At 57.1% G+C, this 11,068-nt stretch carries 10 protein-coding genes and 1 pseudogene; 2 read left to right on the top strand and 9 right to left on the bottom strand.

All coding sequences use genetic code 11. The annotated features are described in order from the left end of the window. Positions 1-63 precede the first annotated feature (63 nt). From F2S13_RS14930 to F2S13_RS14915, 4 genes are all read right to left on the bottom strand, one after another. A complete protein-coding gene (locus F2S13_RS14930) occupies positions 64-276 on the bottom strand; it encodes a hypothetical protein (RefSeq protein WP_166362082.1) in 213 nt (70 codons plus the stop codon). Between the two features lie 294 nt (positions 277-570). After that, positions 571-1,956, bottom strand: a complete 1,386-nt coding sequence (locus F2S13_RS14925) for a TolC family outer membrane protein (RefSeq protein WP_166362081.1) — start codon at positions 1,954-1,956, stop codon at positions 571-573. Between the two features lie 2 nt (positions 1,957-1,958). Beyond that, positions 1,959-3,284 carry an HlyD family type I secretion periplasmic adaptor subunit gene (locus tag F2S13_RS14920; protein ID WP_178119017.1) on the bottom strand — a complete coding sequence of 442 codons (1,326 nt, stop codon included), beginning with the start codon at positions 3,282-3,284 and terminating at the stop codon, positions 1,959-1,961. After that, entirely contained in the window at positions 3,250-5,037 is a 1,788-nt protein-coding gene (locus F2S13_RS14915; protein ID WP_166362079.1) for a type I secretion system permease/ATPase, read from the bottom strand. Before F2S13_RS14915 ends, F2S13_RS14920 begins: the two co-directional genes overlap by 35 nt. Positions 5,038-5,483: 446 nt before the next feature. Here F2S13_RS14915 and F2S13_RS14910 point away from each other — a divergent pair, with 446 nt between their 5' ends. Together F2S13_RS14910 and F2S13_RS14905 are read left to right on the top strand one after the other, a co-directional pair. Next, positions 5,484-5,684 carry a hypothetical protein gene (locus tag F2S13_RS14910; protein WP_166362077.1) on the top strand — a complete coding sequence of 67 codons (201 nt, stop codon included), beginning with the start codon at positions 5,484-5,486 and terminating at the stop codon, positions 5,682-5,684. A 65-nt stretch (positions 5,685-5,749) separates the two neighbouring features. Then, a complete protein-coding gene (locus F2S13_RS14905; RefSeq protein ID WP_166362075.1) occupies positions 5,750-6,538 on the top strand; it encodes an alpha/beta fold hydrolase in 789 nt (262 codons plus the stop codon). A 29-nt stretch (positions 6,539-6,567) separates the two neighbouring features. On the opposite strand, the gene speB is transcribed toward F2S13_RS14905, so the two are convergent. From speB to F2S13_RS14880, 5 genes and pseudogenes are all read right to left on the bottom strand, one after another. Beyond that, complete coding sequence (gene speB / locus F2S13_RS14900; RefSeq protein WP_166362073.1) at positions 6,568-7,524, bottom strand: agmatinase; 957 nt, start codon at positions 7,522-7,524, stop codon at positions 6,568-6,570. Between the two features lie 144 nt (positions 7,525-7,668). Next, the gene (locus F2S13_RS14895) at positions 7,669-9,102 is read right to left on the bottom strand and encodes an OprD family outer membrane porin (RefSeq protein WP_166362071.1); all 1,434 of its coding nucleotides are present in this window, start codon (positions 9,100-9,102) and stop codon (positions 7,669-7,671) included. Between the two features lie 245 nt (positions 9,103-9,347). Then, a complete protein-coding gene (locus tag F2S13_RS14890; RefSeq protein WP_166362069.1) occupies positions 9,348-10,112 on the bottom strand; it encodes an ABC transporter ATP-binding protein in 765 nt (254 codons plus the stop codon). A gap of 16 nt (positions 10,113-10,128) precedes the next feature. Next, a complete protein-coding gene (locus F2S13_RS14885; RefSeq protein ID WP_166362067.1) occupies positions 10,129-10,839 on the bottom strand; it encodes an ABC transporter permease in 711 nt (236 codons plus the stop codon). Next, a pseudogene (locus F2S13_RS14880) lies at positions 10,836-11,068 on the bottom strand (amino acid ABC transporter permease); the annotation flags it as partial. The gene F2S13_RS14885 and the pseudogene F2S13_RS14880, both read right to left, overlap by 4 nt.

Genomic DNA, 11,068 nt, shown 5'->3' with positions numbered 1-11,068 from the left:
TTCTTCCTTCCTGAAAATATCGATCCGTCGGTTGATGCGATGAAGTCAGCGTCAATAACGACTTTATGGTGAGGTAGCCGAATCCGTGACTTCGGGATCCGTGATCCGAGCCTTTTCTGACGCCCAGGCGTCAAGGATTTCGATTGGGCAATCGAGCACAGCAGCTATTTTGGGGATAGCAGAGTTTGCACCTGCCATGACCAGGCCGATCTCAACGGAGTGGGGGGAAGGGACGTCGGTGAAATCGACACGAACGCCTTCATGCACATTGGCCATGCTGAACTTCCTCGCTGTACCTGACGAAATGGTCCACTGTTGTGTGGAGCATTCGGCACCCAGGCATTGCATCTGCACATAGCCGTACCTGGCAGAGGCGCACAACTAAGATTCAACAAAGCGCTAGCAGAGGGGCAATCTGACTAACCGGGAGTAGTCAAGGATTGGACACATACCTGATAAATTTAGCTTCTGGTAAGAAATTGCGCCAGGCAATCAGCGAATTTTATAGAGAATGTACTGCAGCTATCCGAATGAATGTTCAAGATCACCAGGCCATGGCTCGCTGCAGCTTCAGGGATGTGCGAAGTTCCGGCTGGCACTGCCCGGACTCAACCAGGCATTGACACTTTCAACACTCTCGGCAGGCGGATTTCCCGCCCAGCGATTGAGCGTGAATACATGCGTGACGAAGTCGTACTGTGTCTTGAGCAGATCGCGACGAGCCCGGAACTCGTTGCGGACACTGGTCAGTACATCCACGGCACTGACCATTCCGTAGGTGAGCGCTTTCTCTGCCGCCACGGTGGATAGCTGCGCCGAAGCCAGGGCATTGCGGCTCGCACTGATTTTTTCCCCACTCGAGTTGGCGGTCAGATATGCGCTGGTGATCTCCTTGACCACCCGGCGCCGATTCAATTCCAGCTGCTGCTCGGCCACGATCTGATCCTGATAGAGCCCGCGTACTCGCGCTGAAGTAGAACCGCCGCTGTACAGCGGAACTTCCAGGTCAACGCCTGCGACATAACTGTCGGTGCGCGGCGTCAGGGAATTGTTGTAGCCTTCGTTGCTCTGCTGCGCGCTCAATGCCAGGCTCAGGGTCGGATAGTGCCCGCCTTCGCCGCTGCGCAATGCCGCACCGGCCGCTTCGACAGCACTTTGGTTGGCCTTGATCACAGGATTTTGCACGATGCCCTGGCGCACCCACGTCTCAAGGCTCTGCGCCGAAACCCCCAGGTGCACGTCGTCACGAATGCGGCTGAGTTTCTCCTTGACAGGCCGACCTACGATCTCCGCCAGCGCCTCCCGACTGACGCTGACCTGGTTCTGCGCGTCGAGCTCCTGGGCGGCCAGCCCATCGACCCTTGCCTTGAGGTCGAGCTGATCGGTGATAGGTGCCAGCTGCTTTTCGTAGAGCGCATTGACTCTATCCAGACTCTTTTGCGTGGTCCGGCGCTCGGCCCGCACCAGCTCCAGTTCATCTTCCGCGGCCAACGCAGTGAAGTAACGCTGCGCCAACTCCACCGTAGCTTCGGCCTGGGCCTCCAAGGCTTCGGATTCAGACTGTCTGGCAAGACTTTTGAATTTTTGGTAGTTCTCCCAGGAAGCCTTGTTGTAGAGGTACTGACGTAGTACCAGGCTGTACCTTTCGCTATCAAAACTCTGCCGTACCAGGTCATTTTCCTGGTTGATCCGATTCGAACCTGCATTTAATGAGACCTGTGGCAACAGCGCCCCCATGGCCTCCCGCTGATGCTCCTGCCCCGCCTGCGCTTGCGCAAACGAGGCCAATACCCGCGGGTCCTCCAGCCGGGCTTCGCGATACAGCTGCATCAAGTCGCTGGAAAATGCGGAAACACTGACCCCTGTAGACGTCGGCGCAGGGGCTTGCGCCAGGACAGCGTCGGTGCCAGGTGCAAGCATCAACAGGCCACTGAGCAGAACTGTCGGCGCTCTCATGATCATCGCTCGATCATCGATTGAGAGAGAGCATTTCGAGCTGGTTGCATCAGATACTGCAACAGCGTGCGCTGCCCCGTGATAATCAACACATCCGCGGGCATCCCGGGCAATAATTTTCGCTCACCCAAGGCGTGCACACCGGCTTCGGTTACTCGAACCCTGGACAGGTAATAAGGCGCTCCGGTTTTTTCATTGACCAACCGATCCGCGGATACGGAACTGACCTCACCTTCAATCACCGGTGTGGTCGAGCTGTCGAATGCACCGAAACGGATATCAGCACGCTTGCCGATGGCGATGCGGTCGATATCGACCGGCGCCACCTGAGCCTCTATGACCAGTTCGGATACCGACGGGACAATGTCCAGCAATGGTGTCGCCGGACGAACGACGCCCCCAATCGTATGCACAATCATGCCGATCACCATACCGGCGTCCGGGGCGCGAATGACGATATGGCTGAGCCGGTCTTCCAGGGACGCAGTTTTCTCTTGCAGGTCGTAGATCCGGGTCTGAACCTCGGCCAGTTGCTTGACTACATCGGCGCTGAAATCCTTGTCGATCTGCAGCATCCGCAGCTGGGTTTCATTGATCTCCAGGCGGGTCCGGGTGATGGTCGAGCGATGGTCGACCATTTCGGACCTGAGTATTCCAAGCTTGCGTTCCTGTTCGACCAGACGTTGCTTGTCAACGAACCCCTGAGACAGCAGGTCGGTCAGTTCGTCGATTTCACCGCTGTAGGATTTCTCCAACCTGCGTTTGGCATCGATCATTGCCTCCATACCCTTGATCTGCTGATTCAGCTGACCAATGCGCTCCTGCAGCACAGCGATCTGGCCCAGTCGCGCCCCCCTCCTGGCACTGAATACCTGGGTTTCACCCTGGCGCGCTTCCACGCCTCGAAGGTTTTCGGAATCGTCCGCAATGCCAAAGTCGATCGCCGCCAGATTGTCCCGTTCTGCCCTTAGTCTTGCCTCCATGGCTTTCGCGGCAACGAGTTGACTGCGGGTCATCCCGCATTCGAATCGCAGCTGGGCGTCGTCAAGAATAATCAGCGGGTCATCACGATTGACGATGTCACCGTCATGGGCCAATACGGCTTTGACGATGCCGCCTTCAAGGTGTTGTACCGTCTTTCGGTAAGCTTGTACGGTGACCACGCCAGGCGCATAGGCTGCGCCATCGAGCGGTGCAAACGCCGCCCAGGTGCCGAACAGGCCGAAGGTAACGAACAAAATGCCAAAGCCCAGGCGCCGTATATTGCGGTCCGATGTCGGCAGTTCGGCAAAGTTATCCATTTGACGACTGGGGATCGTACGGTTCATCGACATCTTCCTTGCAGGCATCAGCCGAAGTCACGCTGGCGCCAACTTGCGCGGCTTTTTTTTGCGCTGCCTGCTGCTGCGCGTTGAGCTCGGCCAGCACCTGTTCACGTGGCCCGTAGAGACTGATCCCTCCGCCATTCATGACCATTAGCCGATCTAGGTGGGTCACGATGTTCGCTCGGTGCGTAATCACAAAAAGGGTCGCACCTCTCAGCTTGAGTTGCTGGATGGCTGCTGCCAGGGCGCGGTCACCCACTTCATCGAGATTGGAGTTTGGCTCGTCGAGGATGATCAGCCGTGGGTTGCCATACAGCGCCCGGGCCAGTCCGATGCGCTGGCGCTGACCACCCGAAAGCATGACGCCATCGCCGCCTATGAGGGTGTCGTAGCCATCGGGCAGCAGCAGAATCATTTCGTGAACGCCAGCAATCATGGCCGCCTGAATGACTTTCTCGGAATCGACCTCGGCGAAGCGGGCAATGTTCTCGCCGATACTGCCTTCGAACAATTCAATGTCTTGGGGCAAATAGCCTATATGTGGCCCAAGCTCTTTTTTTTCCCACGCATTGATGTCGGCACCGTCGAGCCGAACCACGCCATGCTGCGGCATCCATACTCCTATCATCGCCCTGCCTAGCGTGGACTTGCCCGCCGCACTTGGACCGATGATTCCCACTGCACAACCCGCGGGTACGGCAAAGCTGATATTTTTTATGATCGGCGTTTTCGAGCCAGGCGCAGCGACGATCAGATTTTCTACCTGCACATGCCCTTGAGGCGCGGGCAACGACATACGCTCGGGCTGAGCCTGTTGCTTGTCGAGAACTTCATTCAGACGAGTGTATTGCGAGCGGGCGACGATAAAACCCTTCCAGCTCCCAATGATCAGATCGATAGGAGCCAACGCGCGCCCCAGCAGCACAGACCCGGCAAACACCATACCTGCACCGATCTGATGGTCCACCGCCAGGTACGCCCCCAATCCCAGGACCAACGATTGCACCAGCAGTCGAAAGGATTTTGAAAGCGTGCTGATTATCGAGGCTCTATCGCTCGCCAGGGACTGGAGCAGCAGAACGGTTTTTTGCCGTCGCCCCCAACGCTCCATGAGGGTATCGAGCATGCCCATGGACTCGATGACTTCGGCGTTGCGCAGGTTTTTCGTGGTGTGGAGCGTTGCGGCCAAATGCTCCTTGCTGGCCTGGGCGAGTGTCGCCCCTGTCAGCTTTTCATTGAAAAATGCCAGCAACAGCAACAACAGTGCACTGCCCACCGCGACCCAGCCATACCAGGGGTGAAACAGGAACATCACGGCTATATAGATTGGCAACCAAGGCGCATCGAAAAAAGCGAACAAACCGTTACCGGTGAGAAACTGTCGCAAGCCGCTCAAGTCATTCAGTGACTGGGCCGACGCATCCAGGCCGCCGCTTTCCAGTGCGCGCTTGAAACTTGCGCGATACACCTGGTGACTCAGCAGCACATCCAGCCTGGTACTCACACGCACCATGATGCGTGAACGTATCCACTCCAAAGCGCCGAGCGTGATCACCAGCACCGTCATGATCAGCGTCAGCATCGCCAAGGTCGATAGGCTTCCGCTGACCATTGCTCGCCCATACACCTGCAGCATGTAAAAGGTCGGAACGAGCATTAGCGCGTTAACGAACAAGCTAAAAAAGCCAACGCAGATGAAACTGCTTCTACAGGCTTTCAATGCATCTTGCAGGCCGTATTCAGGGGGGCTTCGCATGATCTGGGGTGCCTGGAGGTCGGATAAAAACGCGAGCGCGTGTCACCCACACAAAAGACACTGAATGAACGCGCCATCGATCCAGCAATGCGGCTTGCATTCTTCGAGGCCCGCACAGTCACTTCCCCCGCAGGTAGAACCATCGCCATGTTGGAATCACTGCACAAAACCATCCCATGTAGAGATTAGATCATGCCGAATGTCTGTGTGTAGCAAATGGCCATATCCCGTCTCGGCAGTGCTGCTGTGCAGGGGGTGGCTGGTGTGGTTCGCCATGGAGTAAGCGAGGGGTTGGCAATTACCTGCCGAAATTGGCCTTCCAGCCCTCCCTACCCTGATCAAATGTCCAGTTTTTCAAGGTAGCCCTTTGGTGATAGGGTTCGGCCTCTTCAGGGGCATCAGGCCCTGTACACGGCATGGATGCCATGCCTTATTGGAGTAATGAAATGGACGGCATCAGCAAAAATCATGCGGCAGCGGCCAGTATCAAGGAAAGCATCAGCTCACTTCGCAAATACGGCGATCAGCTCCAGGCGCACGGACACGTCAACGAGGCCCAGGACATTCATGGAGCACTCGACCGCCTTCAAAAATCGCTGAAGCGCATTCGGGTTGACGAGGATGGGAAGCTGAAGGCAGTACACTGAGAAACGTGCGGTCCGAACCTTATCATCGCCCGTGTAGAAACTCGCAGGACTGCTCGCACGCCAGGATGCCCCCGGGAGAAGTCAGTCAAATGTCGCGAACCTTCGTGTGGCTCCTGGCAATTGTTGGAGTCTTGTATCTCGCACTTTGCGCCGCCTTGTTCGTGTTTCAGCGCGCGCTGATCTACTTTCCGCAACCGCGCACCCAGAGTATCGACGCAACCATTTTCAAGTTGCCTGTAGCCGACGCCCAAGTGCTGGTTTCAGCGAGGCCCCACGAGGGTCCAGATGCGTTTATCTACTTCGGCGGCAATGCCGAGGATGTAACGCTCAACTTGCCCGCCTTTTCCCAAGCCTTCCCGAACCAGGCGATCTACCTGCTTAACTACAGAGGTTTCGGCGGGAGCTCCGGATCCCCCTCCGAGGAGGCGCTGCAGCGCGATGCCCTTGCCCTGTTCGACATGGTTCACGCAAAACACCCCAATACAGTGATCGTGGGACGTAGTCTGGGTACGGGCGTTGCCATTCACCTGGCAAGCCAGCGGCCGGCTTCTCGCCTGATTCTGATCACGCCGTACAGCAGCCTGGAGGATCTCGCCGCGATAAAAATGCCCTTGTTTCCAGTGCGATGGCTGCTCAAGGACAAATTTGAATCATGGAAGGATGCCGCTCGAATCACGGTCCCTACGCTTTTGATCGCGGCCGAACACGACGAAATCATTCCGCGTGCAAATACCGAGAAACTCTTCCGGCATTTTCCTGCCGGCATCGCTTCGCTTGAGGTCATTCCGAACACCGATCACAACTCGATATCGGAAAGCCCTCAGTACTTGAAACTGCTCGCACGCGGGATGTAATCCAAGGGCGGTAACCGTGAAAACCGCCTTCAGGACTTAACCATCAATTTGTGACGCCATGCATAAAGGCAAACCATTTCCATTGCTATTGTTGCACCTGCTAGGGCTGTAATCTCTGCATGATCATAGGGTGGTGAAACCTCAACAATGTCCATGCCAACAATATTGATGCCTCTTAATGCACGCAGAATCTCCAGAGCCTGGAAAGTCGTTAATCCTCCCGCAACGGGCGTGCCTGTCCCTGGGGCAAATGCCGGATCCAGACAGTCAATATCAAAAGTGAGATAGACGGGGTTATCGCCTACTCGCGCCAAAATACGCTCTGCGATTTCCGATGGCTGCAGTGTATTGGCCTTCCTTGCGTCCAGAACCTCAAACCCCATTGGGTCATCATTGGTGGTTCGCATACCAATCTGGATGGAGCGACTGGGGATGACCAATTCTTCCCTGGCCGCATGGAAAAACATTGTCCCATGCTCAATACGCTTCACTTCGTGATCCGGCCATGTGTCAGTGTGCGCATCGAAGTGAACGAGTGAAAGTGGGCCATGTACCTTGGCGTGCGCCTTGAGCAGTGGATAACTGATGAAGTGGTCACCGCCCAAGGTCAACATGCCGCAACCGCCCTCGAGGATCTTCGACGCATGCGCTTCGATGGCCGCAGGCACAGACTCAGGGATCCCCGAGTCGAATTGACAATCACCATAGTCCACTGCGGCCAGAAGATCGAAGGGATCGAACTCCCATGGCCAATGACGTGCCCATGCAATTCCAGTTGAGGCCGTTCGCAAGCCACGGGGTCCAAAACGTGTTCCCGGGCGATGTGTGGTGGCGGTGTCGAATGGGACACCAGTGATTGCGAGATCCACGCCACGCAGATCGCGGCTGTAGCGTCGGCGCATGAAGCTCGTTGCCCCGGCAAATGAGGATTCCGCCTGGGTGCCGTAGAGGCTTCCACGGTTGAAAGCGAGGTCGTTGCTGCTCATTCTGTCTCAAATCCTGTCGAAATGGCGGGTTAGCGTGGGACTTACTTCAAGTTGCCGCATTTTCATCAAGAACCCTCTGCATTCAGTTAAAGGACAAACACCCAACGGCCGATTCATCGCTGAACCAACCGCTCGGCAGCGGTATTACAGAATATTGAACGGAATGGTGGTCACGAGACGGAACTCGTTGACGCTGCCATCTATCTGGTTCTCACTGGCGCGGTGCGCGCTGTAGTTCGCGCGAATAGCGGTGTCCTTGAGTGGGCCGCTCTGCACGGCGTAGGTCGCGCCGATGCCGTATTCGTCGTGGAATTCGCCGTCCTGGGCCTGGATGCCGTCGTAACCTTTGCCTGCCACGCCGCCGTTGCCGGTGTAGTGAGTGCCGTCGATGCCCCAGCCGCGAACCTGGTAGATGATGAACTTCAGGCCCGGTACGCCGTATGCGACCATGTTCAGGCCGTAGGCCACCTTGAACGATTTCTCGTTCGGGCCGTTGAAGTCCGACAGCATGGAGTTGGCCAGGTAGATGCCGTTGGTTTCGTGCAGGTAGTCGAAGTACTCGTTACCGTTAATTTCCTGGTACGAAAAGGTCAGGGTGTGGGCCTGATGGGTCAAATCGAACGACAGGGAGTAGGCTTGGTTGTCGATGTCGCCGATCAGGGCCTTACCGGTTTGCTTGGTTTTGTAGTAGTTCAGGCCGGTGGCCAGGCTCAGTACCTGGCTATCGCCCAATACGTGGGAGGCGCCGAAGTAGTACTGGTTCCAGATGTCTTCAGCCTGGGTCGCCCAGATGCTGGTGGTCAGGCTGGCAAGCGGGTTGTAGGTGATGCCGCCGGTGTTGACCTGGTCGGTTTCGACAATGCCGTTGGCGTATTCGGTGCGGAACTTACGCACGCTTTCTTCGGTTCGCGGTGAGTTGCGATCGAAGGTGCCCAGGTCGAATGCCAGGTTGTTCAGCTCTTCGCTGTGAACCGCGACCCCTTGGAAGCTCGATGGCAGTGCACGACTACTGATCACATCCACTTGCGGGCTGCTGAAGTTCATGCGGCCGGCAGTCAGGGTGGTGTTGGAGAAGCGAGCCTTGACGTTAGCCAGCCCCAGCTTGCTCCACTGACCTTGCGCCTCGCCACCTTCTTTGGTCAGGGTACGGTTGTTGCCCGCGCCTGGACGAGTGCCCGGTGCGCCACCGTTGTTGGACGCCAGGGCCTTGCGATCCCGTTCCAGCGCGACTGCGTTGTAGGCCGCCACTTCAGTGCTCAAGCCTACGGCGCCTTCAGTGAAGCCGGAGTTGTATTTGACGATGGTGCCTTGATCCCAGTTGATGCGACGATCAGTGGGGGTGGGTACACCGTCTTTGAGGTAAGTGAATTTGTTGCCGCGATGCAGTTGTTCGTTGGCGTACCAGTTACGTGTGGTGCCGGAAATCGACTGGCCTTCGACGAAGCCGGTAGCGTCGGCTTGTGCACTTTTGGTATTGACCGTAACCGGTGTGAACGCCTGACTTTGGGTCTCGGCGTAAGCCGTGGCGGTGATGCTGCTGATGGCCATGGCCAATAACGCACCGCTGCTCAGTTTCATGGGTAAAGCTCCTTACTTTCTTGTTGTATGCCAAATCGGCTATCGGGTTTAGAACTCATACAAAGCTTCGCGAACGTTTGCTGAACGCCTGATTGGCGAATTACGGCAATACGCTTGCGTGAGGGCGCATAGCGCCCTCTGCGGTCTGGCTAATGGGTTATTGGTCGAAACTGACTCTCGAGAACACGTTGCGGCCGAAGGGGCTGACTTTTAACCCTTCAACGTTTGCGCTCTAAGGTTGGGACTTACTTCAAGTTGCCACTGAGAAACTGCTGCAGGCGTTCGCTCTTGGGATTACCCAATACGTCCTCGGGCGCGCCTTGCTCTTCCACCCGCCCCTGGTGCAGGAACAGCACCTGGTTCGACACTTTGCGCGCAAAGCTCATTTCGTGGGTGACCATGATCATGGTGCGGCCTTCTTCGGCCAGCCCCTGGATCACCTTGAGTACTTCGCCCACCAGTTCCGGGTCCAGGGCCGAAGTCGGCTCGTCGAACAGCATGATCTCCGGCTCCATGCTCAGGGCACGGGCAATGGCGACACGTTGCTGCTGACCACCCGAGAGAAACGCCGGGTACTGATCGGCAACCCGCGACGGCAGACCGACCTTGTCCAGATAGCGGCGGGCGCGCTCTTCGGCGTCTTTCTTGCTGACCCCCAGCACCCGGCGCGGCGCCATGGTGATGTTGTCGAGCACGGTCATGTGGCTCCACAGGTTGAAGTGCTGGAACACCATCGCCAGACGTATACGCAGGCGCTGCAGTTCATCGGCGTCGGCCACGCGCATGCCGTGGCGGTCATGGACCATGCGGATCGTCTGGTTGTCCAGGCTCATGGCGCCGTCGTTGGGCGTTTCCAGGAAGTTGATGCAACGCAGCAAAGTGCTTTTGCCCGAGCCACTGGCGCCGATCAGGCTGATCACATCACCGGTTTTGGCGTTCAGCGAAACACCCTTGAGGACTTCGTGGTTACCGTAGCTTTTGTGCAGGTTTTCAACAGTCAGTTTGTACATGTGCAGGCTTCCTGAATTAATGAGCCGGGCCGAGGAAAGACAGCCAGCGGCGTTCGGCCACGCGGAACAAACCGACCAGTGAGAAGGTGACTGTCAGATAGATCACAGCGGCGATGCCGAACGACTGGAAGGTCATGAAGGTCGCCGAATTGGCGTCCCGGGCAACCTTGAGAAGGTCCGGCACGGTAGCGGTAAAGGCGATAGTGGTCGCGTGCAACATCAGGATCACTTCGTTGCTGTAGTTCGGCAGCGAGCGGCGCAGGGCCGACGGCATAATGATGCAGGCATACAGTTTCCAGCCGCGCAGGCCATAGGCCTTGGCCGCCTCGACCTCACCGTGGTTCATGCTGCGGATAGCACCGGCGAAGATCTCGGTGGTGTAGGCGCAGGTGCTCAGGGAGAAGGCCAGGATGGTGCAGTTCAATGCATCGCGGAAAAATGCGTCGAGCACCGGCTGGGCACGCACGGCGGCGAAGCTGTAGATGCCGGTGTAACAAATCAGCAGCTGGATATACAGCGGCGTGCCACGGAACAGGTAGGTGTAGAACTGCACCGGCCAACGCACCCAGACATTCGTTGAGACCCGGGCAATCGACAGTGGAATCGACATCACGAAGCCGAAAAAGAGCGAGGCGCTGAGCAGCCAGAGCGTCATGGCCAGCCCGGTGATGTGATTGCCGTCGCGAAACAGGAAAGGTTGCCAGTATTCCTGCAGAAGTTCGATCATCGTACGGCCTCCCGGGTGCCAGCGGCGTAGAAGACTTCCAGCCGGCGCAAGATGTAGTTCGAAGCAGTGGTAATCACCAGATAGATCAGGGCGGCCAGTACCAGGAAGAAGAACAGCTGGTAGGAGCTCTTGCCCGCATCCTGGGCCACCTTGACCAGATCGGCCAGGCCGATGATCGAGACCAGCGCCGTGGCCTTGAGGATCACCATCCAGTTATTGCCGATACCCG

Origin of the sequence: Pseudomonas akapageensis, assembly GCF_011355085.1 — a bacterium.
GTDB lineage: Bacteria > Pseudomonadota > Gammaproteobacteria > Pseudomonadales > Pseudomonadaceae > Aquipseudomonas > Aquipseudomonas akapageensis.
Note: the sequence above shows the minus strand (reverse complement) of the source record. Positions and strands in the feature narration are given on the sequence as shown.

Bases quoted from the DNA above. Each gene is read 5' to 3' on its own strand.
- F2S13_RS14930 (WP_166362082.1), bottom strand. From the start codon at position 276: ATGGCCAATGTGCATGAAGGCGTTCGTGTCGATTTCACCGACGTCCCT.
- F2S13_RS14925 (WP_166362081.1), bottom strand. From the start codon at position 1,956: ATGAGAGCGCCGACAGTTCTGCTCAGTGGCCTGTTGATGCTTGCACCT.
- F2S13_RS14920 (WP_178119017.1), bottom strand. From the start codon at position 3,284: ATGAACCGTACGATCCCCAGTCGTCAAATGGATAACTTTGCCGAACTG.
- F2S13_RS14915 (WP_166362079.1), bottom strand. From the start codon at position 5,037: ATGCGAAGCCCCCCTGAATACGGCCTGCAAGATGCATTGAAAGCCTGT.
- F2S13_RS14910 (WP_166362077.1), top strand. From the start codon at position 5,484: ATGGACGGCATCAGCAAAAATCATGCGGCAGCGGCCAGTATCAAGGAA.
- F2S13_RS14905 (WP_166362075.1), top strand. From the start codon at position 5,750: ATGCCCCCGGGAGAAGTCAGTCAAATGTCGCGAACCTTCGTGTGGCTC.
- speB (WP_166362073.1), bottom strand. From the start codon at position 7,524: ATGAGCAGCAACGACCTCGCTTTCAACCGTGGAAGCCTCTACGGCACC.
- F2S13_RS14895 (WP_166362071.1), bottom strand. From the start codon at position 9,102: ATGAAACTGAGCAGCGGTGCGTTATTGGCCATGGCCATCAGCAGCATC.
- F2S13_RS14890 (WP_166362069.1), bottom strand. From the start codon at position 10,112: ATGTACAAACTGACTGTTGAAAACCTGCACAAAAGCTACGGTAACCAC.
- F2S13_RS14885 (WP_166362067.1), bottom strand. From the start codon at position 10,839: ATGATCGAACTTCTGCAGGAATACTGGCAACCTTTCCTGTTTCGCGAC.